Below are 26,811 nucleotides of genomic sequence, written 5' to 3'. Positions count from 1 at the left end.
CGCCAGTGTAGCGAATTCAGCGTAGCGCTGCGCGCAGGCGCCAGTTGGCGATTTCATCGGCCATCAACGGCGGCGCCACCTGCGGTCCCTGGATGAACTGACAGCCGTTGGCTTTGAGCCATTGCGCCTGCTCCTGGGTCTCGACGCCCTCGGCAATCACCAACAGGTCGAAATGCCGGCAGAGTTCGATAATGCTCTTCGCCATCGCCGCATCCCGGGAAGAGCCGGGCAGCCGTGCAATCAGCTTGGGGTCGAGCTTGAGGGTGTCGAACTCCAGGTCCCGCAGGTGGGCCAGGGAGCAGTTGCCCGCGCCGAAATCATCGAGGGCAATCCGCACGCCGGCCTGGCGCAACAGCTTGAGCTGCTTGGTGGACTCTTCCAGGTTGTGCATCAGGCTTTCTTCGCTGACCTCCACCTCAAGCTGGCGGCCTTGCAGCCCATGTCGCTCCAGCACCTGCTGCAGCTGGCCAGCCAGGTTCGGCATGTTGAACTGGCTGCTGCTCAAGCTCACGCTCAGCACCAATTCATCACTGAACACGGCCTTCCATGCCTGCCGCTGGGCGGCCACCTGCTGGTAGATCCAGGTGCTCAACTGACTGATCAGCCGCGCCTCTTCCAGCAACGGCAAAAACAGCCCCGGCGGCACATCGCCGACACTCGGATGCTGCCAGCGCAACAGCGCCTCCACGCCCCGCAGATGGCCGTCGTGCAACGACACCTGCGGCTGGTACACCAGGGTGAAATCCTTGCTCTCGATGGCGCTGCGCACGCTGTCTTCGAGCATCAGCCGCGAGCGGGCCCGGCCATTCATTTCCTGATCGTAATAACGATATTGCTGACGCCCGGCGCGCTTGGCTTCGTACATGGCGACGTCCGCCGCCCGCAGCAGGCCATTGAGGTCCGAGCCGCAGTCCGGGAAGGTGGCGATGCCGATACTGACGCCGAGCATCACATCCAGGCCGTCCACCTGCTGACAGATCGACACCCGTTCGATCAGTTTTTCCGCAATTTTCGCCGCCTGCTCCGGAAATTCCAGCTCCAGCAGTGCGGTGAATTCATCGCCGCCCATGCGCCCGAGAATGTCGTAGGAACGCAGGCACGCCTTCAACTGCTCCGAGACCCAGCGCAACACCCGGTCACCGGCGTCGTGCCCCAGGGAATCGTTGACCCGCTTGAACCCGTCCAGGTCCAGGTACAGCAGCACCAGCGACTGCTCGTTACGCTCACTGCGCAACAGCACATTGTCTACCGCCTGGTGAAACCCACGCCGGTTGAGCAGGCCGGTCAGCGGGTCGGTGACCGCCTGGAACTCCAGCTGCTGATGCAGGTGGCGCACCTCGGACATGTCCAGCACGGTGACCACCATGGCTTTCTGCTCGGCCGGCAACGGCGCGCACGACATGGCCACCGGCAGTTGCTGGCCCGGCGCGGTGCGCAGGATCGCATCGTGCAGGCGCCAGGTTTCGCCGCGCTTGTAGCCTTCATACAAGGCCGAGTCGGCCCAGCCGGGCACATGGGGTTTTTGCAGGAACCCAAGGAACTCGGCGCCCTGAATCTGCGCCACCGGCGCATTCAGCAAACGCGAAATGGCCGGGTTGGCGTAGCTGATCACTCCGTCTTCGCCCACCACCAGGATGCCTTCGGCGGCGTTGTCCAGCACCGAGGCATTGAAGGCCCGGGCCGACTCCAGGTCATGGCTCAAGCGCTGCAAGGCACGGCGGTTGCGCTGGTGCTCCAGCAGGGCATGGACCTTGGGCTTGAGGATATTGGGGTCGAAGGGTTTGAGCAGATAGTCGATGGCGCCGCTGGCATAGCCCTCCAGCATCGCCGCCGGCGACTGGGCGTGGGCGCTGAGAAAGATGATCGGGGTCATCTGCGTGCGCTGGCTGCCCCGCATCAGGCGGGCCACCTCGAACCCGTCCATGCCGGGCATCATCACATCCAGCAACACCAGGTCGACGTCATGCTCCAGCAGCAATCCCAGGGCTTCAACCCCGGACGCTGCGGTTACCACATACCAGTCTTCACGCTGCAATAGCGCACGCATGCTGATCAGGTTTTCGGGATAGTCATCGACCACCAAAAGCACTGAACAACCATCGCGGGGCTTGATTGGAGCGCATTCCATTGCTGCTTCTCTGTCGTCGGCGTCACTCCGGTCATTTTTGCGACAAAACCGGATAAACAATAAGGACTCACTCTAGCCCCGGATCCCTTAAAGCAGAAGCCATGACGGTGCCATCATGACGCCAAAGTTCAGGCAACCGACTAACGGTCGGTGTCTACAGCCCGCGATTTACGGGAAACATGGCTTTTTGACATTTACCTGGCGCCAACAAACCGCCACAAAATCATTAACAATCCATTTCCAGCCACCTATAAAGAAAGTGCCAGCTCTCGAGCCGCAACCTTCTCTCCCTGTTTAAGGCGCTTTCAATGATTGATCTGTCCACCTGGAACCTGAGCATCCCCGTCGGCTCCCCGCCCTCGACCATCGACACCCCGAAACTGCTCAGTGGGTTCAAGGACCAATACTTTCAGGCCGAAGGCAGCAGTGTGCAGTTCTGGACCCCGGTCACCGGCACACGCACCGAAAACGCGGTTTACCCCCGCAGCGAACTGCGGGAAACCTACGCCGATGGCCGCCTGCGCAACTGGCTCTACAGCGACGCCGACAACTTCCTGCGCGCCACGTTGGCGGTGAACCAGGTGCCGTCGTCCGGCAAGATCGTCATCGGTCAAATCCACGCCTATGACAGCCAGAAACCGCTGATCAAGGTCGAGTATCAGTACAAGGAAAAAACCCAGACCGGCAACATCGTCGCCAAGGTGCGCATGCGCCCCACTGAAGATGAAGGCCGGGTGATCATCGTTGCCGAAAACGTACCGCTGGACCGCAACTTCACCTACGTCATCCACCTGAATAAAGCCGGCCTGTTGAGTGTCGACGCCGCCAGCGGGCAATGGAACGAACGCATTGGCGCGGCGTGGGGCAAGCAACCGCTGTACTTCAAGGCCGGCGCCTATGTGCAGGACAACAGTGGCAACAGCAAGGAAGGCGCCCGGGTGACGTTTGCCAAACTGGACATTGACCACGACTGACGCTGATTCGCTTCAGCGACCGGTCCCACGACGCTTTAGGACAGAACCGCGACCCAGGGTCTCGACTTTCTTGTAGGACAATCCGAGTATGGCGCCGCGCACGCGCACTACCCCCTATAAGAAAGTCATGGAGACTGCCCAATGCCCTTTTCCCGCACCCTGCTCGCCCTCTCTCTGGGCATGGCTCTGCTGCAAAACCCGGCCTTCGCCGCCCCGCCACTCTCGATGGCCGACGGGGTGGCCCAGGTCAATATCCAGGACAGCAATGCCTGGGTCGAAATCAACAAAGTCGCCTTCGAAAACAACATCCGCACCCTGCAAGCCAGCCTCGCCGACAAATCGAAAATCTGCGCCGTGCTCAAGGCTGATGCCTACGGCCACGGCATCGGTTTGCTGATGCCTTCGGTGATCAAACTGGGCGTGCCCTGCGTCGGCATCGCCAGCAACGAAGAAGCCCGCGTGGTCCGTGAAAGCGGCTTCAAGGGCCAACTGATCCGCGTACGCACCGCCGCCCTGAGCGAACTGGAAGCCGCGCTGCCGTACAACGTCGAGGAAATGGTGGGCAACCTGGACTTCGCCGTACGCGCCAGCCTGATCGCCGAAAACCACGGCCGCCCGCTGGTGGTACACCTGGGCCTGAACTCCAGCGGCATGAGCCGCAACGGCGTGGAAATGACCACCGCCCAGGGCCGCCGCGACGCCGTAGCGATCACCAAGGTGCCGAACCTGCAAGTGAAGGCGATCATGACCCACTTCGCCGTCGAAGACGCCGCCGACGTGCGCACCGGCCTCAAGGCGTTTAACGAGCAGGCCAACTGGCTGATCAACGTCGCCCAGCTCGACCGCAGCAAGATCACCCTGCACGCCGCCAACTCCTTCGCCACTTTGGAAGTGCCCGAGTCGCGGCTGGACATGGTGCGCCCGGGTGGCCTGCTGTTTGGTGACACCGTGCCGTCGTTCACCGAATACAAGCGGGTGATGCAGTTCAAGTCCCACGTGGCTTCGGTCAATAGCTATCCGAAGGGCAACACCGTGGGTTATGACCGCACCTACACCCTGGCGCGGGATTCGAAACTGGCGAACATCACCGTGGGTTATTCCGACGGCTACCGCCGCGCGTTTACCAACAAGGGCGTGGTGCTGATCAACGGCCATCGCGTGCCGGTGGTGGGCAAGGTGTCGATGAACACGCTGATGGTGGACGTCACCGACGTGCCGACCGTGAAGAGTGGCGACGAGGTGGTGTTGTTCGGCAAGCAAGGCGCGGTTGAGACCAGCCAGGCGGAAGTTGAAGACATCAACGGGGCGTTGCTGGCGGATCTGTATACGGTGTGGGGTAACTCGAATCCGAAGGTGTTGGTGGAAAACTAAGTCCCCACCTATGCGTAGGTATCGTCCTATAGGACCTGCGGATCGTTCGGTGATTAACACAATCGCTTAAACACCACTTATCCCTGTGGGAGCCGGGCTTGCCCGCGATGGCGGTGTATCAGTCACAGAATAAGTTGGCTGACCCACCGCCATCGCGGGCAAGCCCGGCTCCCACATGGGTTCGGTGTGTCCTACAGGGCCGTTGCGGTGAATCGGGGCGCCGCTTCACCCCTTGCACCGAAACAGCCACCGAATACCCCGTACTCCTGATCGACAGCGAAGCTCCGCTACCGGACCTGAACGCCTGCCTGCGCGAACGCCTCAACACCGCCCGCATCCTGGTGCAGGACGTTAGCGACGTATTCCGCGTGATCGAATACCGCGGCTTCGACACACCCACAGTCGCCTGACCAGATTTCAGCCACAAAAAAGCCCGCATCGCTGCGGGCTTTTTCATTAACGCGTAGGGCTTAGTTGACCTTGGCGTTCAACTCACCTTTCAGGTAACGCTGGTACATCGCTTCCAGCGAGATCGGCTTGATCTTCGAAGCGTTGCCTGCAGTACCGAAGGCTTCGTAACGCGCGATACACACGTCACGCATCGCAGTCACGGTAGCGCCGAAGAATTTACGCGGATCAAATTCGCTCGGGTTGGTGGCCATCAGGCGACGCATCGCACCGGTGGATGCCAGACGCAGGTCGGTGTCGATGTTGACCTTGCGCACGCCGTACTTGATGCCTTCAACGATTTCTTCAACCGGCACGCCGTAGGTTTCTTTGATGTCGCCGCCGTACTGGTTGATGATCGCCAGCCACTCTTGCGGTACCGAGGAAGAACCGTGCATCACCAGGTGGGTGTTAGGGATGCGTTTGTGGATTTCCTTGATGCGGTCGATCGCCAGCACGTCGCCGGTAGGTGGCTTGGTGAACTTGTAGGCGCCGTGGCTGGTGCCGATGGCGATGGCCAGGGCATCAACCTGGGTCTTCTTGACGAAGTCGGCGGCTTCTTCCGGGTCGGTCAGCATCTGGCTGTGATCCAGCACGCCTTCGGCGCCGATGCCGTCTTCTTCACCGGCCATGCCGGTTTCCAGGGAACCCAGGCAGCCCAGCTCGCCTTCGACCGAAACGCCGCAGGCGTGAGCCATGGCCACGGTTTGTTGGGTAACACGTACGTTGTATTCGTAGTCGGTCGGGGTCTTGCCGTCTTCACCCAGGGAGCCGTCCATCATCACCGAGCTGAAGCCCAACTGGATGGAGCGCTGGCACACGTCAGGGCTGGTGCCGTGGTCCTGGTGCATGCACACCGGGATGTGCGGGAATTCTTCGATCGCGGCGAGGATCAGGTGACGCAGGAACGGAGCACCGGCGTATTTGCGCGCACCGGCCGAAGCCTGGACGATCACTGGAGAGTCAGTCTTGTCAGCGGCTTCCATGATGGCGCGCATCTGCTCAAGGTTGTTGACGTTGAAGGCTGGAACGCCATAGCCGAATTCGGCTGCGTGGTCCAACATCTGGCGCATGCTGATAAGTGCCATTGTGAGTCTCTCTCCCGGTCGAGGGTCGTTAATCGTGCAAGCCTGCCGTAGCGGCGGCTGCTATTCAAGTTATTGAAGGTCAGGCTTTCAAAGCCTGGCCTGCTGAATCGTTATTGCTGTCAGGCGACTGACGCTATCGCCGGCAAGCCGGCTCCTACAGCTGATCGCGGCGTGTTATTGAGCTTTACAGCCACGCCCGATCAAATCATCGGTGGCAACCCAGTAAACCAGGCCTTCCTCACCTTTTGTGTGAAACGCCAACTGGCCGTCGCTGTACAGCACGCCCGAGGCCGCCACTTCCTGCTTGAGGCGGTAAACCTGGTCCGAACCACCCAGGCGTACATCCACCTGCGTGCGGGCCTGGTCGGCAAAGCGCCAGTTGACTTGCGCCTGGCTGTCACACGTCCAGGTGGTCCACTTGTCCGCTGGCTCGGCCTGCTTGCTGAACATGTTCAGGTTGGTGCATCCGGCCAATAAAGCCAGTGCTGCCAGGGCGAAAACGCCTTTCATTGCCAATCCTCAAGCGGCGACCTGGGGCCACCGCTGCTGTCGGTTATTGAATCAGACCCGTCAAGGGCAACCCTGTTCCTGACCTTTGGGCGGGGAATCGTATTTCTCCAACCCGTCGGGCCCGATGCGCTTGTTGATCACCGGCATGGTTTCGGCTTGCCAGTCAGCCTGGTAGCAACTCTTTTGCCGCGCCGCCCCGGCCTTTTCAGACTCCGGCGGCGTTTTCGGCGCGCTGCCGCAGCCGGCCAACAGGCCTGCTGCGATCACCAGTGCCAACGACTTGATCATCGGAATGCTCCTTTTCCTCAGCAAGTGCCTTAGCCCTTGGCCCGGCTTTCCAGCACTTCTACGGCCGGCAGTACCTTGCCTTCGACGAATTCGAGGAACGCACCACCACCGGTAGAAATGTAGGATATCTGGTCAGCAACGCCATATTTATCGATGGCCGCCAGGGTGTCGCCACCACCGGCAATCGAGAAGGCCGAGCTTTCAGCGATGGCGTGGGCCAGCACTTTGGTGCCGTTGCCGAACTGGTAGAACTCGAACACGCCCACCGGACCGTTCCACAGGATGGTCTGGGACGATTTCAGCAGTTCAGCGAAGTTCGCTGCAGTTTGCGGGCCGATATCCAGGATCATGTCGTCGGCGGCCACGTCAGCGATCAGCTTGACGGTGGCTTCGGCGCTTTCCGCAAATTCCTTGGCCACTACCACGTCCACCGGCAGCGGTACGCTGACCTTGGCGGCGATGGCGCGGGCGGTTTCCAGCAGGTCCGGCTCGTACAGCGATTTGCCCACCGGATGGCCGGCAGCGGCCAGGAAGGTGTTGGCAATGCCGCCGCCGACGATCAGTTGGTTGCAGATCTGGCTCAGGCTGTTGAGTACGTCGAGCTTGGTGGACACCTTGGAGCCGGCAACGATGGCGGCCATCGGTTGGGCCGGAGCGCCCAGGGCCTTGCCCAGTGCGTCCAGTTCAGCAGCCAGCAACGGGCCAGCTGCGGCGACTTTGGCGAACTTGGCCACGCCGTGGGTCGAACCCTCGGCACGGTGAGCGGTGCCGAAGGCGTCCATCACGAACACGTCGCACAGGGCAGCGTATTGCTGGGCCAGTTCGTCGCTGTTCTTTTTCTCGCCCTTGTTGAAGCGCACGTTTTCGAACAACACGATGTCGCCAGCCTTCACGTCCACGCCGTTCAGGTAGTCGGCCACCAGCGGCACGTCGCGGCCCAGGGCCTTGCTCAGGTACTCGGCCACAGGCTTGAGGCTGTTTTCTGCCGAGAACTCACCTTCGGTCGGGCGACCCAGGTGGGAGCAGACCATCACAGCCGCGCCTTTTTCCAGGGCCAGCTTGATGGTCGGCAGCGAGGCCAGGATTCGCGCATCGCTGGTGACAACACCGTCCTTGACTGGGACGTTGAGGTCTTCGCGGATCAGTACGCGCTTACCTTGCAGATCGAGGTCGGTCATCTTCAACACGGTCATGGGTGGCAATTCCTGAGAGTCTTTGAATTAGAGAGCGGATTTTGGGGAAGCGGTTTGCAGGTAGTGATCAGCCACGTCCAGCATACGGTTGGCAAAACCCCATTCGTTGTCGAACCACGCCAGGATGTTCACCAGCCGTGGGCCGGAAACGCGGGTCTGGCTGGCATCGACGATGGCCGAATGCGGGTCGTGGTTGAAATCACAGCTGGCGTGCGGCAACTCGGTGTAGGCCAACAGGCCTTTGAGCGGGCCGCTGGTGGCGGCGTCGCGCAGGATCCGGTTGACCTCGCCGGCGTCGGTGTCGCTGACGGTTTGCATGGTGATATCCAGGCACGACACATTTACCGTCGGTACCCGTACGGCTTTGGCCTGGATTCGCCCGGCAAGTTCCGGCAACAGTCGCTCGATACCGCGGGCAAGCCCGGTAGACACCGGAATCACGGACTGAAACGCCGAACGGGTACGGCGCAGGTCTTCGTGGTGATAGGCATCGATCACCGGCTGATCGTTCATCGCCGAGTGAATGGTGGTGATCGACACATATTCCAGGCCGATCGCCTGGTCCAGCAGGCGCAACAGCGGCACGCCGCAGTTGGTGGTGCAGGAGGCGTTGGACACCAGCAATTCGGCGCCGGTCAGGCAGTCCTGGTTCACGCCGTAGACGATGGTGGCGTCGACATCCGCCTCGCTGGCCATCGGCTGGGAGAACAATACCCGTGGCGCGCCGGCGTCGAGAAAACGCTGGCCATCGGCACGGGTGTGATAGGCACCGGAGCATTCCAGCACCAGGTCGACGTCCAGCGCCGCCCAGTCAATGCCTTCGGGGGTGGCACTGCGCAATACCTTCACGCAGTTGCCATTAATATGCAGACAGTCGTCCTCGACCCGCACTTCGCCGGGGAACCGCCCGTGGGTGGAGTCAAAGCGTGTCAGGTATTCGATGCTGGCCATGTCGGCCAGATCGTTGATCGCAACAATTTCAAACCCGGCCGCCGCCCCTCGCTCGAACAGAGCACGCAAGACGCAACGACCAATCCGGCCGTAGCCGTTGAGTGCAACTTTGTAAGGACGCGGTTGAGGCATGGGGTTCTCGATCAATGTTCGTTCAGTGTTGAATGTTCCATCGCCATCGCGGGCAAGCCCGCTCCCACATTAGACCGAGATCCAAAGTGGGAGCGGGCTTGCCCGCGATAGCAACAGCACAGACAACGCAGACTTACTTAGTCTTCCAGCAGCTCTTCAGCCTGACCCAGGATGTTTTCCAGGGTGAAACCGAACTCTTCGAACAACGCTGGCGCCGGCGCCGACTCACCGTAGGTGGTCATGCCGATCACGCGGCCTTCCAGGCCCACGTACTTGTACCAGTAGTCGGCGTGAGCCGCTTCGATGGCGATACGCGCGCTGACCTGCAACGGCAGCACCGATTGCTTGTAGTCGGCGTCCTGGGCTTCGAAGACGCTGGTGCACGGCATGGAAACCACACGCACGTTGCGACCGGCGGCGGTCAGCTTGTCGTACGCCTGAACCGCCAGGCCCACTTCGGAACCGGTGGAGATCAGGATCAGCTCCGGCTCGCCGATGCAGTCTTTGAGCACGTAGCCACCACGGCTGATGCCTTCGATCTGCGCCGCGTCGCGGGTTTGATGCTGCAGGTTCTGACGGGAGAAGATCAGCGCCGAAGGGCCGTCCTTACGCTCGATCGCATGCTTCCAGGCCACAGCCGATTCGACCGCGTCCGATGGGCGCCAGGTGTCGAGGTTCGGCGTGGTACGCAGGCTGGTCAATTGCTCGACCGGCTGGTGCGTCGGGCCGTCTTCGCCCAGGCCGATGGAGTCGTGGGTGTAGACGAAGATCACACGCTTCTTCATCAACGACGCCATGCGTACCGCGTTACGCGCGTACTCCATGAACATCAGGAAGGTCGCGCCGTAAGGCACCAGGCCGCCGTGCAAGGCAACACCGTTCATGATGGCGCTCATGCCGAACTCGCGTACGCCGTAGTACATGTAGTTGCCGCTGGCGTCTTCCGCCGAAACACCTTTGCAACCTTTCCACAGGGTCAGGTTGGAACCGGCCAGGTCGGCCGAACCGCCGAGGAACTCAGGCAGCAGCGGGCCGAACGCGTTCAGGGTGTTCTGGCTGGCTTTACGGCTGGCGATGGTTTCGCCCTTGGCTGCCACTTCGGCAATGTAGGCCGCGGCTTTTTCCGAGAAGTCGGCAGGCAGGTCACCGGCGAGGCGACGTACCAGTTCGTTGGCCAATTCAGGGAATTCGGCGGAGTAGGCAGCAAAACGCTGGTCCCACTCGGCTTCGGCAGCCAGACCGGCTTCCTTGGCGTCCCACTCGGCGTAGATGTCAGCCGGGATTTCGAACGGGCCGTGGTTCCATTTCAGCGCAGCACGGGTCAGGGCGATTTCCGCGTCACCCAGTGGGGCGCCGTGGCAGTCTTCTTTACCTTGCTTGTTCGGCGAACCGAAGCCGATGGTGGTCTTGCAGCAGATCAGGGTCGGCTGCTCGCTCTTGCGGGCGGTTTCGATGGCGGTCTTGATCTCTTCAGGATCGTGGCCGTCGACGTTGCGGATCACCTGCCAATTGTAGGCTTCGAAACGCTTTGGCGTGTCGTCGGTGAACCAGCCTTCGACTTCGCCGTCGATGGAGATGCCGTTGTCATCGTAGAAGGCAATCAGCTTGCCCAGGCCCAGGGTACCGGCCAGGGAAGCGACTTCGTGGGAAATGCCTTCCATCATGCAGCCATCACCCAGGAACACGTAGGTGTGGTGGTCGACAACGTTGTGGTTCGGGCGGTTGAATTGCGCGCCCAGGACTTTTTCAGCCAGGGCAAAACCCACGGCGTTGGCCAAACCCTGGCCCAGTGGACCGGTGGTGGTCTCCACGCCCGGTGTGTAGCCGTATTCCGGGTGGCCCGGGGTGCGGCTGTGGATCTGGCGGAAGTTTTTCAGGTCGTCGATGGTGACGTCGTAGCCGGTCAGGTGCAGCAACGAGTAGATCAGCATCGAGCCGTGGCCGTTGGACAGCACGAAGCGGTCACGGTCGGCGAACGACGGGTTGCTCGGGTTGTGTTTCAGGTAGTCACGCCAAAGTACCTCGGCGATATCCGCCATGCCCATCGGGGCACCGGGATGGCCGCTGTTGGCTTTTTGCACGGCATCCATGCTGAGGGCACGAATGGCGTTGGCACGCTCACGACGGCTGGGCATCGCTGATCTCCTGGAGTTGAATAAAAGAAACGGAAAAAAGGATCGGCATTTTCCCTCAGCCACGGCCCTCGGGGCAATGACAGATAGTCACTTGAGGGTGTTTTTCCTGTGGATTGGCTGGAGAAACCGTTCAGCACTTCGTCTATGGGTTATAGCGGCTGCTTATAACCACCGATTATCGACCAATATCAAAACTTTTTGATATTGGCCTTGCGAGGTTTTCCCACCGTCTCTAGACTGCTGCCCTATGAACTCAAGCGCACCTTCCATTCGCCCCGACGACAGCGACGAGCTAGCAGCCCTGTGCAAGGCCGGCGGCGATCCATTGCGCCTGAATGTGCTGCGTGCGCTGACCAACGATTCGTTCGGGGTGCTGGAGCTGGCACAAATCTTCGCCATCGGCCAGTCCGGCATGAGCCACCACTTGAAGGTGCTGGCCCAGGCTGACCTGGTGGCCACCCGCCGCGAAGGCAATGCGATTTTTTACCGTCGCGCCCTGCCCCACACCGAACAGTTGGGCGGCAAGCTCCACGCCGCGCTGCTGGAAGAAATCGACAGCCTGGCCCTGCCGGCTGACGTGCAGTCGCGTATCAGCCAGGTGCACGGCCAACGCGCAGCAGCCAGCCAGGACTTTTTCTCACGGGTAGCAGAGAAGTTTCGCGCCCAGCAGGACCTGATCGCCGGATTGGCGCAATACCGCGAAAGCGTGCTGGCACTTTTGGACAAGCTGAGCTTCAGTGATGAGGCCACGGCAGTTGAAGTGGGCCCCGGCGACGGCGGTTTCCTGCCGGAGCTGTCGCGGCGCTTTCACCAGGTCACGGCGCTGGACAACAGCCCGGCGATGCTGGAGCTGGCCCGCCAGTTGTGTGAGCGCGAGGCGCTGGGCAATGTCCGCCTGCAGTTGGCGGACGCCCTGAATGACACCAGCCTGCGGGCCGACTGCGTGGTGCTGAACATGGTCCTGCACCATTTCGCCGCCCCGGCAGAAGCCCTCAAGCAGATGGCGAATTTGCTGCAACCAGGCGGCAGCCTGCTGATTACGGATTTATGCAGCCACAACCAGAGTTGGGCCAGGGAGGCCTGCGGTGATCTCTGGCTGGGTTTTGAACAGGACGATTTGGCCCGCTGGGCCACCGCTGCGGGACTCGTTCCCGGGGAAAGCCTCTATGTAGGTTTACGTAATGGTTTCCAGATTCAGGTCCGCCATTTTCAGCGGCCGGCTGGCGACACTCACCATCGGTAAATATCAGGAAAACATCGAGATGAGCGAATACTCCCTTTTCACCTCCGAGTCCGTGTCTGAAGGGCATCCGGACAAAATCGCCGACCAGATCTCTGACGCGGTGCTGGACGCTATCATCGCTGAAGACAAGTTCGCCCGAGTGGCGTGCGAGACTCTGGTGAAAACGGGCGTGGCGATCATCGCCGGTGAAGTCACTACTTCTGCCTGGGTCGACCTGGAGCAGATCGTTCGTGATGTGATCATCGATATCGGCTACAACAGCTCCGACGTCGGCTTCGACGGCGCGACCTGCGGCGTGATGAACATCATCGGCAAGCAGTCCCCGGACATCAACCAGGGTGTCGACCGCGCCAAACCTGAAGATCAGGGTGCCGGCGACCAGGGCCTGATGTTCGGCTACGCCAGCAACGAAACCGACGTGCTGATGCCAGCACCGATCACCTTCTCCCACCAGTTGGTGAAACGCCAGGCCGAAGCCCGTAAATCGGGTGCGTTGCCATGGCTGCGCCCGGATGCCAAGTCCCAGGTGACCTGCCGTTATGAAGGCGGCAAAGTCGTCGCCATCGACGCAGTCGTACTGTCGACCCAACACAACCCGGACGTTTCCTACGCCGACCTGCGTGAAGGCGTCATGGAACTGATCGTCAAGCACGTGCTGCCGGCCGAACTGCTGACCAAAGACACCCAGTTCCACATCAACCCGACTGGCCAGTTCATCATCGGCGGCCCGGTGGGTGACTGCGGCCTGACCGGTCGCAAGATCATCGTCGACAGCTACGGCGGCATGGCCCGTCACGGCGGTGGCGCGTTCTCCGGCAAGGACCCATCCAAGGTTGACCGTTCCGCTGCCTACGCCGGTCGTTACGTGGCCAAGAACATCGTGGCAGCCGGCCTGGCCGAGCGTTGCGAGATCCAGGTGTCCTACGCCATCGGTGTGGCCCAGCCTACGTCGATCTCGCTGAACACCTTCGGCACCGGCAAGATCAGCGACGACAAGATCGTCAAGCTGGTGCGTGAGATCTTCGACCTGCGCCCTTACGCGATCACCACCATGCTCGACCTGCTGCACCCGATGTACCAGGAAACCGCGGCCTACGGCCACTTCGGTCGCACCCCTGAACAGAAGACCGTCGGCAACGACACCTTCACCACGTTCACCTGGGAAAAGACCGACCGCGCCAACGACCTGCGCACTGCCGCCGGCCTGTAAGCATCACGGTGTACACAACGCCCCGCCGGGTTATCCCGGCGGGGCTTTTTATTGCCGGATGATTTGCGGGCGATGTTCACGTTTTTTGGATCCAATGCTTGCAGGCCAAATAATGGCCCTCTAGAATCCGCGCCCTCCCGGGCCTTCACCTCTTACTGGATATTGCACTGCGCCTGCCCGGGAGCCATAAGCGCGCAGGCAATCGAACATTGAGGTTTTCATGCGCATTTCCACACTCGCCCCTGCCGCCCTTCTGCTCAGCCTGTTCGCCCTGCCGGCGCACGCCGACCTGAGCGCACTCAGCGGCCTGACTTCGCAACTGGGTGTGTCTGCCGGCGACTGCGAAAAACAGGGCAAAGACCTGCAAGCCAAGGTCGACGCTGCCAAAGCCAATGGCGAAGACATGAAAGTGAAGGCCATGCAGGCTGCCCTGGATCAAGTCAACAAAGGTTGCAAAAAAGTCGGCGAGTCCCAGGACAAGCTCGATGCCGGCCAGCAAAAGCAGCAGGCCAAGGCTGACAGCAACGACAAAGTGAAAGCCCTGGGCGGTCTGTTCAAGTAAGCAGAAACATCGGGTAAAAAGCCTCGCGACTGCGGGGCTTTTTTATGCCCGCAGGGATGGCATAGGCTGGGCGCCCTTTCAGAGCAAGGATGCTCATGATGATGTCGCCTATGCGCCTACTGCTTGTCTTTTTACTCAGTTTCTCGCCACTGATTGCGTGGGCACGGGAGTGCCCCGACTGGGACACCGATCACGCGCAAGCCCAGATCGCCACCCTGTCGCAACAGGTTCGCCAGTGGGATGACAGCTACCACCGGCTCGGCCAGTCATTGATCAGCGATGAGCTCTATGACCAGGCCCGCCAGCGCCTTGCCCAATGGCGCAGCTGCTTTGCCCCCTCCGTAGCAGTCACGGACAACCCGCTGGGCAGCGCACGAGGCACGATCCCCCACCCGACGCCACACACCGGCCTGGAAAAACTGCTGGACGATAACGCCGTCCAGGCCTGGCTGAGCACTCGCCAGGATGTGTGGGTGCAGCCCAAGGTCGATGGCGTCGCCGTGACCCTGGTTTACCGCAAGGGCCGACTGAGCCGGGTCATCAGTCGCGGCGATGGCCAGTTGGGGCAGGACTGGTCAGCCTCCGCCCGCCGGATTCCCGGAATCGTCCAGCAGTTGTCCGAGCCCGTTGACGTGCTGTTGCAAGGCGAACTCTATTGGCGGCTGAGGGACCATGTGCAGGCGGACGAAGGGGGCCTCGGCGCCCGCAGCAAAGTGGCCGGGCTGATGAACCGTCGGCAGTTGAGCGAGGCGCAGGCGGCCAATATCGGTCTGTTTGTGTGGGCCTGGCCCAAAGGTCCCGGAGATTTTTCCGAGACGCTGAGCCAGCTTGCGCGATGGGGGTTCACCGATAGCGGGCGCTACAGCCAGCCGATCAAGGACATCACCGATGCGGCGCATTGGCGCAGCTATTGGTACAGCCACCCACTGCCCTTCGCCAGTGACGGGGTGGTGTTGCACCAGAGCCAACGGCCGCCGGCGGAACGCTGGCGGGTCAGCGCGCCCTATTGGGCGGTCGCCTGGAAGTACCCGACGGTCAAGGCACTGGCCCATGTAAGCAAGGTGCACTTCAAGATCGGCCGCACCGGGCGCATCACTTCCATCCTGGAGCTGGAGCCGGTACTGCTCGATGACCGGAAAATCAGCCGGGTCAGTGTGGGGTCCCTGAAACGCTGGCAGGAACTGGATATTCGCCCTGGCGACCAGGTGTCCATCAGCCTCGCCGGGCAAGTCATCCCGCGCCTGGACCACGTCATCCTGCGCAGCCATTCACGGGCCGAATTGCAGGTCCCGCAGGCCAAGGACTTCCATCCGTTGAGTTGCTGGCAACTAGCCCCCGGGTGCGAAGAACAGTTGCTGGCGCGCCTGACCTGGCTGAGCGGCGCCCAGGGCCTGGCGCTGCCGCATATCGGCCGCGAAACCTGGAACAGCTTGATCCAGGCCGGTCTAATCGGTGGCTTGCTCGATTGGTTAACCCTGGATGAGGCAGAGCTTGCTAACATTGATGGCTTCGGCGAACGCAGCAGTGCGCGTTTGCTCGACAGCTTGCGCAGCGCCCGGCAGCGACCGTTCGCACAATGGCTGAAGGCCCTGGGAGTACCGCCCACGGCCCGCAACAATCTGCAAGGCGGCTGGCAAACCCTGGCCGCCAAAGACACTCAAGCCTGGCTGGCCGAAGACGGCATTGGCCCGGGCCGCGCGGCGCAACTGAGCGCTTTTTTTCGCGACCCGCAGGTGCAGGCCTTGAGTGAAACATTACGGGCCGCCGGGATAGAAGGTTTTTGACCTCCGCCCAGCGGCATACCCGGTGACGGCAGAATTCATCCTGCCCACCTGATTGCGACCTTGTTTCCCATGGAGCGTTTATGAAGTTTCTTGCACCTTTTGCCCTGCTGACCGTTGCTGCCTTCATGGCCACGCCACTGCTGGCCGCCGAGGAAGCCCCGCCACTCACCGGCTGCGCCGCCAAGCGCCAGGCCATCAGTACCCAGATCGAACAAGCCAAGGCCCACGGCAACAGCGAGCAACAAGCCGGCCTGGAAAAAGCCTTGAGTGAAGTCACCGCCAACTGCACCGACGCCTCCTTGAAGAAGGAGCGCGAAAACAAGGTGCTCGACGCCAAGCACGAAGTCAGCCGCCGTCAGGCCGACCTCGACAAGGCCATGAAAAAGGGTGATTCCGACAAGATCAACAAGCGCAAGGACAAGCTGGCCCAGTCACGCAAGGACTTGCAGGAAGCCCTGGACGAACTGGACAAGTAAGACGCCTCAGTGATCGCGGAACTGTTTATGGCACGCGGTGCAGGCATCTTCGACTTTCTGCACGGCCGGGCCAAGGTTGCTGGCCTTGTAAGGCTGGACCTGGCTGGCGATCACCAATTCACCGGTGGCCGCTTCAAGGGTTCGGGCCATTTCCTGGAAACGTGCCTGTTTCTGCCACACCTCGTCCTTGGCGCTGGTGTGGTCTTCTTCGCGCACGCTCGGGAAATGTTTCCACGGTTCATGGGACAACGCATCGAGCTTGACCGCGCCTTCGGCAAATTTGGCGCCATCGAACGGAATGCGCCCACGCAGCATGCCGCCCAGGTCTTCGCCGGTCTTGAGCATCTGCTTGAAAATCGCCTTGCGCTGGCCAAGGGGCGAGTTCGGGTCAACCCCGCCGCAGGCGGACAATGTCAGGCAGGCCAGCAATACAACGGTCAGTCTTTTAAAAGTCATGATGGCTCAAGGTCACGGGAAACGGCGGCCAGTATCCTCGCCCGGCCCGCAAAGACCAATACCCCTATTAATAATAAGGGTTGCTCGAACGCCGACCGGCGCGGGCAATCGCTTCAGGAACTATGTGTATGAATACCCGCTTTAAACCCTGGAGTCGCCGCCTGGCGTGGGCTCTGCCAATGATCGCGTTGCTCGCCGGTTGCGACACCGGCAAGGACGAGAAAGCCAAGCCTCATGCCATTGCGACCTACGTCGGCGCTACCTGGGAAAACCTGCCGGCCGTGTCGGACAGCGACCTGCAAGCCGGCTTCGAGTCCTGGCGCAGCGCCTGCCAACGGCTCAAGGCTGACCCGGTGTGGGGCACGACCTGCGCGGCATCTGCCAGCGTGCCATCAACCGCCGTGGCGATTCGTGACTTCCTCAAGGCCAACCTCGACGTCTACGGCTTGCGCTCGGCCGACAATAGCCCCAACGGCCTGATCACCGGCTACTACGAGCCGGTTTACCCCGGCAGCCTCACCGAAACGCCCACCGCCCATGTACCGGTGTTCGGCGTGCCGGACGACCTGATCATCGTCAACCTGGACAGCATCTACCCGGAACTCAAGGGCAAGCGTCTGCGCGGTCGCCTGGAAGGCCGGGTACTCAAGCCCTATGACGATGCCAGCACCATCAACCAGCAAGGTTCCACCGCCAAGCCGATCGCCTGGCTGACCAACCCGATGGACCTGCAATTCCTGCAGATCCAGGGTTCGGGCCGCATTCAGCTGGCCGACGGCCGCCAATTGCGGGTCGGTTACGGTGATCAGAACGGTTACCCGTACCGCCCTATCGGCCGCTGGCTGGTGGAGCAAGGCGAGTTGAAAAAAGAAGACGTGACCATGGGCGCCATCAGCGCCTGGGCCAAGGCTCATCCGCAGCGCATTCCCGAATTGCTGGCGAGCAACCCCAGCTACGTGTTCTTCAGCGCACGCCCCGACAGCAACGAAGGCCCCCGTGGCTCGCTGAACGTACCGCTGACGGCGGGTTACAGCGTGGCAGTGGACCGCAAGGTGATTCCGCTGGGCAGCCTGTTGTGGTTGTCGACGACGCGACCGGACGGTGCGCCGATTGCCCGCCCGGTGGCCGCGCAGGATACCGGCGGTGCAATTACCGGCGAAGTGCGGGCCGACCTGTTTTGGGGAACCGGTGATGCCGCAGGCGAGTTGGCGGGCAACATGAAGCAACAGGGGCAGATCTGGATGCTGTGGCCCAAAGGCGCGGCGCTGCCGAAAGTGCCGGATGCGCCGACAGGGAGCTGAATAACACCACTGAACTCTGTGGGAGCTGGCTTGCCTGCGATAGCATCACCTCGGTGTAACTGACACATCGAGTTGACTGCATCGCGGGCAAGCCCGCTCCCACACTTGAACAGCGTCAGGCTTTAGATCGAGACGAAGAAGAAACTCGCAATCAACGCCATCCCCACCGCCCACACCACTGACCGCAGGATCGCCCAGTCCGCCAGGTAGCAGATGATGTAGAGCAACCGGCTGGTGATAAACAGCACCGCCAGCACGTTGATCGTCACCAGCGATGCAGCGCCTGCCAAATGGGCAATGATCACCGCCGCCGCAAAGGCCGGCGTCACTTCAAAACTGTTGAGTTGCGCACTGTGGGCGCGCTTGGCGAACCCTTCAAGGGTGTCCAGGAACGCTCGCGGGTCATGGTTCTGCCGGGGCCCGAACTTGCCGCCGCTGAACTTGGCCACGCCGGTGCACAGGTACGGCAGGAAGATTGCGATCAACACACACCAGAAAGCGACTGTCATAACTCATTCCTTTTTTAGTTTTATCCGACGGTTAGAGTTTCATCACGAACATGCCGATCAGCACCAACCCACAGGCTATGAGCCGCGGGCGGCCGAAAGGTTCTTTCAGGTAACGCATGCCGAACAGCACCACCAGGATCACGCTGACTTCCCGCAGCGCGGCAGCCTCGGCAATCGAGCCCAATTGCATGGCCCAAAGCACCAGAGCGTAGCTCAACAACACGCACAACCCGACGCTCAGCCCCAGCCGCCACTGTGTGCGCCAGAACAGCACGAATGCTGCCCGTTTGCGCACCACCGCCAGCAACGGAAACGGCCAGGCGCTGATCAGCGTCAGCCACACCAGGTAATCCAGCGGGTGTGACCAACGGCGCAATGCCTGGCCATCGAGGAAGGTGTAGCAGCCGATGCACAGGCCGATCAATGCCACCACCGGCAGCATCGACCACGGCAACCGGTCACCGCCGCCACCCTGCCACAACAGGCACAGCATGCCGAACGGAATCAGCAGAATGCCGAGGATCTGCTGGGTGCTGAGCACCTCACCGGCAAACACCAGCGTCAGCACCAGCACCACCAGGGGCGACAGCCCGCGCATCAGCGGGTACACCAATCCCAGGTCGCCCACCCGATAGGCCTGGATCAGCAGGTAGCGATAGAGCAGTTCAAACAGTGCCGAGGCGATGATCCATGGCCAGATTTCCAGCGGCGGCAACGACACGAAACCTACCGCCAGCAAGACAAACAGCAACGCCACGGTGTCCATGCAGGCGATCACCAACAGGCGCTCGCCGCTGAATTTGATCAAGGTGTTCCACGTCGCATGCAGCAGCGCCGCTACCAGTACCAGAGCTGTTGCAATCACTCGTGACTCCCCAGTCAGAAACAGCAGAATTGATGCGCCATATGTCAGCACTTGTTTATACTAAAGCCAACCACGCCGCACTCAGTTGCGCAAAGACCTCTACCCATAATTTTTTGCTGCTGCCCGATCCTCATCGACCCGAGCGTGGGCATGCGTATGCCTGACGGCACTTTTCTCCATCTGCTTGCAACGTCGCCGCCTCGCTGCGGTCCACCTATCCAACTCACTACTCACTCCCCATCCAAGGACCCCGGATGCTTGAACTTGTCGCTGCGTTTATTTGCCTGACCACCCTGCTCACTTATGTGAACTACCGCTTCATCGGCCTGCCGCCCACCATCGGCGTGATGGTGACGGCGCTGATGTTTTCCCTGCTGCTGCAAGGCTTGAGCTTTATCGGTTACCCCGGCCTTGAAGAGCGCATCCAGCAGTTGATCGGCCAGATCGACTTCGGCGACTTGCTGATGAACTGGATGCTCTCGTTCCTGCTGTTCGCCGGCGCCTTGCACGTCAACCTGAGCGACCTGCGCAGCTACCGCTGGCCCATCGGCCTGCTCGCCACCTTCGGCGTATTGATCGCCACCGTAGTGATCGGCAGCCTGGCCTACTACATCTTTGCCCTGTTCGGCTGGCACGTGAGCTTCCTGTACTGCCTGCTGTTCGGCGCGCTGATTTCCCCCACCGACCCGATTGCCGTGCTCGGCGTGCTGCGGACCGCCAACGCATCCAAACCGCTGAAAACCACGATCGTCGGCGAGTCGCTGTTCAACGACGGCACGGCGGTGGTGGTGTTCACCGTGTTGCTGGGCATCGCGCAGTTGGGCGAGACGCCCACGGTCGGCGCCACTGCCATGCTGTTTGCCCATGAGGCGATTGGTGGCGTGGTGTTCGGCGGGCTGATCGGCTACATCGTGTACTTGATGATCAAGAGCATCGAGCAGTATCAGATCGAAGTGATGCTGACCCTCGCCCTGGTGATCGGCGGCTCGGCCATGGCCACCGAACTGCACGTCTCGGCGCCGATTGCGATGGTGGTCGCGGGGCTGATCATCGGCAACCTGGGCCGCAAGCTGGCGATGAACGACATGACCCGGCGCTACCTGGACGGTTTCTGGGAACTGCTCGATGACATGCTCAACGCGCTGCTGTTCGCACTGATCGGCATGGAGCTTTTGCTGTTGCCGTTCAACTGGCTGCATGTGCTGGCGGCCAGTTTGCTGGCCGTGGCAATCCTGTTGTCACGCCTGCTGACAGTGGCCCCGGCGATCCTGCTGTTGCGGCGCTGGCGCACGGTGCCTCGCGGCACCATCCGCATCCTGACGTGGGGCGGCTTGCGCGGCGGGGTTTCAGTGGCACTGGCCCTGGCCCTGCCGCTGGGCCCGGAGCGTGACTTGCTGCTGAGCATCACCTACATCGTGGTGCTGTCGTCGATCCTGTTGCAGGGCTTGAGCATCGGCAAGCTGGTCAAGCATGTGACCAAGGATGAGCCTGCTCCCGAGGCTCACCACTGAAGCCGACGGTCAAAGCGTCTGCACGACGATCTGGCTCTTCAGGTCATTGGCCATGGCCTGGATCACCGGTTTCATCTGCGCGAAGAGTTCGGCGCTGCACACCGCTTGCGGGTGGGCAAACCTGGCCGTGCGTGAAATCAGCACGGTGTTGCCCTCCCGGGAATAGGTGGCGCTGTACTCGAAGCCGGCGCCCTTGAGCGACACCGCCTTGGGCACCGCCAGAATATTGAGGGTCTTGGGAAACTCGAACCGGGCCGTCTCACGGGTCTCTCCGGAAATGCAGGTGAAGGCCTGCGTGCGGTCTTTTTCCACGGCAAAGCCAAACACCTCCTGGGCAATCCCTCCGCCCAGGCTGCTCAATGCTGGCACCCCGATCGGGCCGGGCACATTCACCAGGTTGTCCGTACGCCCCACCATCATGGCATTGAAGCTTGGGGCGTCGCTGTCGAGGGCGTCGGTTTGCAGGGTGCCGCTGCCCGCCTGGCCATAACCGTGCAAAATTTTCTGGATCATCAAATCACGGTCCGCCGGTTTCATCGATTTGATCCAGGCACGGGCAAACTCCGCGCGCCACCCTTCCAGACGCTTGGCCAGGGTAAAGTCTGCCGCACCGCTGTCATCCACCTTGAACACCAGCTCATTGGATTCCTTGCCAGCCTGGGTCGCTGGCGTATGGCCCATCTCGCCGGTACGGGTCAACAACACCGGCTTGTCCAGATCGGGGTTGGGCAGGTAACCGGCGGCCGTGCCGGTCGCGGTCGAATCCAGGAACAGGTCCAGGCTGGGGATATAGGTGATTGCGTGGTTGATCGGGCTCAACGCCGCGACCTTGGGCAAGGTGTACGCACTGCCGTAGCTGATCAGCGCCGGGGAGCTTTCAATGGCGACGGCCTTGAGCAACGCTTCAAGCAAGGCCACATGGTCCTTGCAGTCACCGTAGCGGTTTTCCAGCACCGACTGCGCAGCGTGGGGAACCACTCCGCCCGCATTGATGTACACCGCCACATACCGGATGTTCCGGCGTACCCAGTCACTCAACACCAACGCCTTGGCCCGGGGTGTTGGCAGGTTGGCCGTGAGTTGGTTCGCCAATGCGGTGATGGCCGGGGTCACTTCGACGGTAGCCCGGGCATCGTAGGCCTTGGCCAACGCCCGGTAACTCGGGAAGGTCGAGACCGCCAGGTGCTGGCCGTAATCCATGTAGGCCACGGCGCCTTGCTCGGGTCGGGTTTTTTCCGCAGGCACGTAGTCCCAGCGATACACCTTGCGCCCGGGCGCGGCCGCCGGCGTGGAAGCGTTGAATCCTTTGGCGTCGACGTACAGTGGTTTATCCGCCGGCAAATCGTAGGTGAGGTTGAACTGCTCCATCGGATAAAGGCTTGGCGATGCGGAGTCAATAAATTCGCCGGGGAACAGCGCGGTCTTGCGCACGAGCCGGTAACGCAGGGTCAGGCGATCACCCACCGCCACCTCGGGGAAGATCACCACCTTGACCCGAGAGTCCTGGAACATGGGTGAATCGGCGGAAGCCCGTTCCTGCTGTTCCTTGATCTGCTCTGCACTCACCGCCACCTTGCGTCCGTCAGGCTTTTGGGTGAACGCCTCGACAATCTCCAGCGTATCCAGAGAACGGTTGTAACTCACCGGCTGCTGCGCGCGGGACCGTATGCCACGTTCTTCGTTGATGCGCATCACGGACTCGTAGTCCTGCACATAGCTGCCGTCGGCGTTGATCACAAATGACTGAGCCATTTTCTCGACGGTCACGGAGGGGTCTGCACCCTCATCCCTGGCCTGCGCAGAACCCAACACACCTGATACCAGCACCAGCCCCAATAGCCTTCGCCATGGGAAAAGAGGGGAAGCCCGCATAAAGATCCTTCTTGATGAATGAAAAGCCGCGCCGCGACTTTGCCATTCATTTATGACGAATCGGCTTACGGCTCCTTGCTGATCTTCTGAGGGTGACGCGGGTCGGCAACCTTGCCCGGCAGGCTGCTTTCGCTGCGAATCTGCGCGTGGCTGATCAGCGCAAAGATGAAGCTGCCGCCGATGATATTGCCCGCCAGCGTCGGTCCGGCAAAGATCAGCCAGAAGTCTTTCCACGGCAACTCGCCGGCAAACACCAGGTACGACACTTCCGCCGAGCCCACCACGATGTGGGTGAAATCCCCGAGCGCCATCAGGTAGGTGATCAAGATGATGATCCAGAGCTTGGCGCTTTCCATGGACGGGATCATCCAGACCATGGTGGCAATCATCCAGCCGGACACGATGCCCTTGGCGAACATCTGCCCGGGGTCGTTTTCCATGACCTTGCGCCCGATTTCCAGGAAGGCCAGGTCGGTCTTGGTGTCGAAGATCGGCAGGTGCAGCATCACATACGCCACCAGCAAGGTGCCGCACAGGTTGCCCACCAGCACCACTGTCCACAGCCGCAACAGGCGCCCGGCATTGCCCAGGGAGGGCTTGCTCATCACCGGCAACACCGCCGTCAGGGTGTTTTCGGTGAACAGTTGCTGGCGCGCGAGAATCACCGCAAGAAAGCCTGCGCAGTAGCCAAAACTGGCAATCACCTTGAACCCTTCGCCATCCGGCAGCCGCGAGTTGAGCAAACCCATGCCCATCAAAGACAGGCCCATGGTCAGGCCGGCGGCCAGCGCCGACCACCACAGTGCCGCCACGGTACGCTCCAGTTCCTGGTCGCCTTGGGTGCGGATGATTTCGTGCAGAACCGCCGCGCGAGGCGGCTGGTTCTTGTCGACGTCGTGCTGCTCTTCCTGCGACAGGTTGGGGGTCTTGCCGTCTTTTTCAGTGGCCATGGCGTTCCTGAATCCGTTGTGTGCTTTTAGCTACGACACGCGGCGTTCAGGACTGTTCAGCCACTAAACCGCCAGGCGCCATGCCTTGGCCATTTCCACTGTCGTGGAGCGCCCCGGCTGCGACCAGGGTTTATTACGTGCCACGTAGTTTTCAACGATGTCATCGAGCGCCTGGTTGACCTGGGCCGGCGTCGTTGCCCGGCCCAGGTTGTGTTCAACCCGACGCAGCAGGGCGACATTCGAATCCGGCTGGCCCGGGCGAAACAACGAGGGATAGAGAACCTCCCGAGTGAAGTTGTCGGCGATCACCGCGATATTGCGCTTTTTCATTTCGCTGATGGCACTGGCCAGGACCCTTGAGGCGTTCTGATGCGGCGCTTGCAGCAGCTGCTGAAAATTGGGCTTGTCCGCATCATTGAGGCGAACTCCCAGCCACTCGACGTATTCCAGGCGGCTGGCCAGGGCGTCCAGGTTACGCAACGCCGACGCCAATTCAGGCGTCATTTGCAGCCGATCGCCGGTATTGGCCGACGCGACAGCCTTATCAAGCATGGCAAGCCCCTGCCGGGCTTCGTTTCGAAAACGCAGCACGTCACTGGACGCTTCGTCCTGCTCAAGTGCGTCCTTTTCGCTGGCAAGCATGGAATCGCTCATGGCCAACACAGCACCTTCAATCGAGCCGAATAAATACTGCTCCCGCACTTCAGAGCGTTTTTCCATATGGGCATTCACCGCAGCCCGTGCGAGTTCCTGCAGGTGATTCTTGACCTCCAGCGGCATGGTGAAATTGATCGTGCCGTTGAGAAATCCGCTGAAGTCACCCATCCCGGTCTTCAATGGCATAACGACCGTCTGATCCTTCATGACGTTGAGTTTCGAGGCCATCAGCTCATGATTGGCCGCGTTCGGGATCCCGAGAAACCCGTCCTTGAAACCGTCAAGGCGACTGCCGCGCACCGCCGCGGGCTCATCACCGTCGAACTTCAAGATCAGTTGTTCAGTATCGGCGAGTGCACTGGCGGGAAACGTGCGCTGGAAAAAGTCAGTGGCGGGAGTGTTGAGCAGCAGGCCGCCATCCTGAAAGAAGGTTTTCTCGCCGTTTTCCTGAAACCCATGCCCTTGCTCCTGCGGCGCCTTGAACACCACCGGCAGCGCCCCCGAAATATGCGCGGCGCGCGCGATGTCCATGTCCGGCGTGAGACTGGCATTGAACACCACCAATTGCGGTCGGCCATCGAACAAGCCGGTACCCGTGATATTGAGCTCTTTGATTGCCGGGATATGCCGGCTCAACACCTGCAAATCACCGAACGTCGTCGCGCCGCCCGCACTTAATTTGTCCGCAATCGCCAGGATTTGTGGTGTGCGCTGGTCCCTGGGCAAATCGGCAATGTGCGCCAGCACCGTCTTTCGCGACTCGTCGCGCACCAATGCCTCCAGGGGTTCGGCCTTGGAGCCAAGGCGTGGCAACACGTTAAACAAAACCTCTGCCAGGCTGCTGACCTTGCCCGCCACCTTCCCGACACTCGAGCTCGCATCCTGCAGCCAAGCGGGAATGGCGTATTTGCTGTTCAGCAGCTTGGGCAATTCAAGGCGGTCCGACAGCGTGTCGAAGCCCTTGGCCCCCATCCCACTGGCCAGAAGGGCTGCCGAAATACCGCCGGCAGATGAGCCTGAAATACTGCGGATATCCTTCAGGGCATTTCTATCTTCAAGCGCCTGGACCACGCCCGGATAGGCAATGCCCTTGGCACCGCCGCCACTGAGTACCAGTTGAGTGATCGGCGGTGGGGACAGCGTCACTTCCACAACGCCATTCGGGTAGCGACTCAACGCCAGGTTGCGTTCACCTGCGCCGTCTACCAGGGACGTTTTCGTACCTTGGGGTTGAACGGTAGCGTGGCCACTCCTTTGGACAACCGGTGCCGAGGCCGTGTCGAATGCCGCTGACAGGCCACTGCCCACGATGTCTCGGGCAGCGGCTGGCGAAGTTTGAGGGTATGAAGGCTGAGCAGGGTTTAACAGTTCCATTGTCGACTCTCTCTACAGGGTGTAGTCCTGTGTGACGAGAGAGCCTGGAACGATCCATCCGGAAGCGTCTTGCAAAACAAGTCACGCCCGCACGACGTTATTCGCTGAGGCCGTCTTCCTGAAACTGATCCTTCACATATTTGATCTCGGTGCGGCCATGGGGCGCCGGCAAGCCGTCTTCACCCAGGTTGACGAAGACCATTTTTTCCACGGTCAGGATGCTCTTGCGGGTGATCTTGTTGCGCACCTCGCAGGTCAGGGTGATGGAGGTGCGGCCGAACTCGGTGGCGGTGATGCCCAGTTCGATGATGTCGCCCTGGCGCGAGGCGCTGACGAAGTTGATTTCGGAGATGTACTTGGTCACCACCCGCTGGTTGCCCAACTGGACAATCGCGTAGATGGCCGCTTCTTCGTCGATCCAGCGCAGCAGGCTGCCACCGAACAGAGTGCCGTTGGGGTTGAGGTCTTCGGGTTTTACCCATTTGCGGGTGTGGAAGTTCATGTTCACTCCAAAGCGTGTTGCGAAATGATGGGCAACATCATGGCAGAGGCCGGGCCCAAGCTCTATGAGCCATTGCCTATCAGCCCCATGAGCGATCTTCATGCCGCCGACAGAAAGGCTTTAGAAGTCAGGCGCAGGCGGCTATAATCGCCTCCGCTTCAAAACGGTCATCTTCGATTGATACCGTTCTCCCGCCACCTGTCCGAGGGGCGCTGCAGCAGGCTCGACCTGTCAGGCTCGGATGGGGCGTTGTCCGGCCTGGTTAGCCAGCTGGATACTAAACGCACAACGGCGCCCATTCGCACACTACGAATGGAGGCTC

23 protein-coding genes, 1 pseudogene and 1 riboswitch are annotated in these 26,811 nt (G+C 61.0%); of the genes and pseudogenes, 10 read left to right on the top strand and 14 right to left on the bottom strand.

Features of this window, described 5'->3' with window-relative positions; genetic code table 11:
• Positions 1-16: 16 nt before the first annotated feature.
• Complete coding sequence (locus HX875_RS10650; RefSeq protein WP_177043156.1) at positions 17-2,128, bottom strand: putative bifunctional diguanylate cyclase/phosphodiesterase; 2,112 nt, start codon at positions 2,126-2,128, stop codon at positions 17-19.
• Between the two features lie 308 nt (positions 2,129-2,436).
• Here HX875_RS10650 and HX875_RS10645 point away from each other — a divergent pair, with 308 nt between their 5' ends.
• From HX875_RS10645 to HX875_RS10635, 3 genes and pseudogenes are all read left to right on the top strand, one after another.
• Positions 2,437-3,102: a polysaccharide lyase family 7 protein gene (locus HX875_RS10645; protein ID WP_177043155.1), complete on the top strand. Its 666-nt coding sequence runs from the start codon at positions 2,437-2,439 to the stop codon at positions 3,100-3,102.
• A gap of 141 nt (positions 3,103-3,243) precedes the next feature.
• Positions 3,244-4,473 carry an alanine racemase gene (gene alr, locus HX875_RS10640; RefSeq protein WP_177043154.1) on the top strand — a complete coding sequence of 410 codons (1,230 nt, stop codon included), beginning with the start codon at positions 3,244-3,246 and terminating at the stop codon, positions 4,471-4,473.
• 218 nt (positions 4,474-4,691) lie between these two features.
• Positions 4,692-4,883 (top strand): annotated as a pseudogene (locus HX875_RS10635) (fructose-bisphosphate aldolase); the annotation flags it as partial.
• A 60-nt stretch (positions 4,884-4,943) separates the two neighbouring features.
• On the opposite strand, the gene fba reads toward HX875_RS10635, so the two are convergent.
• The 6 genes from fba to tkt form a co-directional block, all read right to left on the bottom strand.
• Positions 4,944-6,008 (bottom strand): class II fructose-bisphosphate aldolase, encoded by a 1,065-nt coding sequence (gene fba / locus HX875_RS10630; protein ID WP_003177554.1) that lies wholly within the window; start codon positions 6,006-6,008, stop codon positions 4,944-4,946.
• Positions 6,009-6,182: 174 nt separating this feature from the next.
• Complete coding sequence (locus HX875_RS10625; protein ID WP_177043153.1) at positions 6,183-6,518, bottom strand: MliC family protein; 336 nt, start codon at positions 6,516-6,518, stop codon at positions 6,183-6,185.
• Between the two features lie 60 nt (positions 6,519-6,578).
• A complete protein-coding gene (locus HX875_RS10620) occupies positions 6,579-6,806 on the bottom strand; it encodes a hypothetical protein (protein WP_177043152.1) in 228 nt (75 codons plus the stop codon).
• A gap of 29 nt (positions 6,807-6,835) precedes the next feature.
• A complete protein-coding gene (locus HX875_RS10615) occupies positions 6,836-7,999 on the bottom strand; it encodes a phosphoglycerate kinase (protein ID WP_177043151.1) in 1,164 nt (387 codons plus the stop codon).
• Positions 8,000-8,026: 27 nt separating this feature from the next.
• Positions 8,027-9,082: an erythrose-4-phosphate dehydrogenase gene (gene epd, locus HX875_RS10610; protein WP_177043150.1), complete on the bottom strand. Its 1,056-nt coding sequence runs from the start codon at positions 9,080-9,082 to the stop codon at positions 8,027-8,029.
• 137 nt (positions 9,083-9,219) lie between these two features.
• Positions 9,220-11,217 (bottom strand): transketolase, encoded by a 1,998-nt coding sequence (gene tkt, locus HX875_RS10605; protein ID WP_177043149.1) that lies wholly within the window; start codon positions 11,215-11,217, stop codon positions 9,220-9,222.
• Positions 11,218-11,464: 247 nt separating this feature from the next.
• On the opposite strand from tkt, the gene HX875_RS10600 reads away from it, so the two are divergent.
• The 5 genes from HX875_RS10600 (at position 11,465) to HX875_RS10580 (ending at position 16,492) form a co-directional block, all read left to right on the top strand.
• On the top strand, positions 11,465-12,460 hold the full coding sequence (locus HX875_RS10600) for an ArsR/SmtB family transcription factor (RefSeq protein WP_177043148.1): 996 nt from the start codon (positions 11,465-11,467) through the stop codon (positions 12,458-12,460).
• A 19-nt stretch (positions 12,461-12,479) separates the two neighbouring features.
• Positions 12,480-13,670, top strand: a complete 1,191-nt coding sequence (gene metK / locus HX875_RS10595) for a methionine adenosyltransferase (protein ID WP_003216863.1) — start codon at positions 12,480-12,482, stop codon at positions 13,668-13,670.
• 220 nt (positions 13,671-13,890) lie between these two features.
• Positions 13,891-14,232, top strand: a complete 342-nt coding sequence (locus HX875_RS10590) for a DUF1090 family protein (protein ID WP_177043147.1) — start codon at positions 13,891-13,893, stop codon at positions 14,230-14,232.
• Between the two features lie 110 nt (positions 14,233-14,342).
• The gene (ligB, locus tag HX875_RS10585) at positions 14,343-16,016 is read left to right on the top strand and encodes an NAD-dependent DNA ligase LigB (RefSeq protein WP_256348086.1); all 1,674 of its coding nucleotides are present in this window, start codon (positions 14,343-14,345) and stop codon (positions 16,014-16,016) included.
• A gap of 80 nt (positions 16,017-16,096) precedes the next feature.
• Complete coding sequence (locus HX875_RS10580) at positions 16,097-16,492, top strand: DUF1090 domain-containing protein (RefSeq protein ID WP_177043146.1); 396 nt, start codon at positions 16,097-16,099, stop codon at positions 16,490-16,492.
• Positions 16,493-16,498: 6 nt separating this feature from the next.
• Here the strand turns inward: HX875_RS10580 and HX875_RS10575 are convergent, their stop codons facing one another.
• Positions 16,499-16,948, bottom strand: a complete 450-nt coding sequence (locus HX875_RS10575) for a c-type cytochrome (protein WP_177043145.1) — start codon at positions 16,946-16,948, stop codon at positions 16,499-16,501.
• A gap of 128 nt (positions 16,949-17,076) precedes the next feature.
• On the opposite strand from HX875_RS10575, the gene mltA reads away from it, so the two are divergent.
• Positions 17,077-18,249, top strand: coding sequence for a murein transglycosylase A (gene mltA / locus HX875_RS10570; protein ID WP_177043144.1), 1,173 nt, complete (start codon positions 17,077-17,079; stop codon positions 18,247-18,249).
• 122 nt (positions 18,250-18,371) lie between these two features.
• Here the strand turns inward: mltA and HX875_RS10565 are convergent, their stop codons facing one another.
• Both HX875_RS10565 and HX875_RS10560 read right to left on the bottom strand, forming a co-directional pair.
• On the bottom strand, positions 18,372-18,758 hold the full coding sequence (locus HX875_RS10565) for an MAPEG family protein (RefSeq protein ID WP_177043143.1): 387 nt from the start codon (positions 18,756-18,758) through the stop codon (positions 18,372-18,374).
• Between the two features lie 31 nt (positions 18,759-18,789).
• On the bottom strand, positions 18,790-19,623 hold the full coding sequence (locus HX875_RS10560; RefSeq protein ID WP_177043142.1) for an EamA family transporter: 834 nt from the start codon (positions 19,621-19,623) through the stop codon (positions 18,790-18,792).
• Between the two features lie 254 nt (positions 19,624-19,877).
• On the opposite strand from HX875_RS10560, the gene HX875_RS10555 reads away from it, so the two are divergent.
• Positions 19,878-21,134 (top strand): cation:proton antiporter, encoded by a 1,257-nt coding sequence (locus HX875_RS10555; RefSeq protein WP_177043141.1) that lies wholly within the window; start codon positions 19,878-19,880, stop codon positions 21,132-21,134.
• A gap of 9 nt (positions 21,135-21,143) precedes the next feature.
• Here the strand turns inward: HX875_RS10555 and HX875_RS10550 are convergent, their stop codons facing one another.
• The 4 genes from HX875_RS10550 to HX875_RS10535 all read right to left on the bottom strand — a co-directional run bounded on the left by HX875_RS10550 (position 21,144) and on the right by HX875_RS10535 (position 26,489).
• Positions 21,144-23,006: a DUF3857 domain-containing transglutaminase family protein gene (locus HX875_RS10550; protein ID WP_177043140.1), complete on the bottom strand. Its 1,863-nt coding sequence runs from the start codon at positions 23,004-23,006 to the stop codon at positions 21,144-21,146.
• Between the two features lie 65 nt (positions 23,007-23,071).
• On the bottom strand, positions 23,072-23,956 hold the full coding sequence (locus HX875_RS10545) for a formate/nitrite transporter family protein (RefSeq protein ID WP_177043139.1): 885 nt from the start codon (positions 23,954-23,956) through the stop codon (positions 23,072-23,074).
• A gap of 63 nt (positions 23,957-24,019) precedes the next feature.
• Positions 24,020-25,765: a patatin-like phospholipase family protein gene (locus tag HX875_RS10540; protein WP_371321476.1), complete on the bottom strand. Its 1,746-nt coding sequence runs from the start codon at positions 25,763-25,765 to the stop codon at positions 24,020-24,022.
• A gap of 319 nt (positions 25,766-26,084) precedes the next feature.
• Positions 26,085-26,489 (bottom strand): acyl-CoA thioesterase, encoded by a 405-nt coding sequence (locus HX875_RS10535; RefSeq protein ID WP_034128915.1) that lies wholly within the window; start codon positions 26,487-26,489, stop codon positions 26,085-26,087.
• A 198-nt stretch (positions 26,490-26,687) separates the two neighbouring features.
• Positions 26,688-26,793, top strand: a riboswitch (S-adenosyl-L-homocysteine riboswitch).
• Positions 26,794-26,811 lie beyond the last annotated feature (18 nt).

The sequence above is a fragment of the Pseudomonas yamanorum genome, assembly GCF_013386765.1.
GTDB lineage: Bacteria > Pseudomonadota > Gammaproteobacteria > Pseudomonadales > Pseudomonadaceae > Aquipseudomonas > Aquipseudomonas yamanorum_A.
This window is presented reverse-complemented; position numbering and strand designations above follow the sequence as displayed.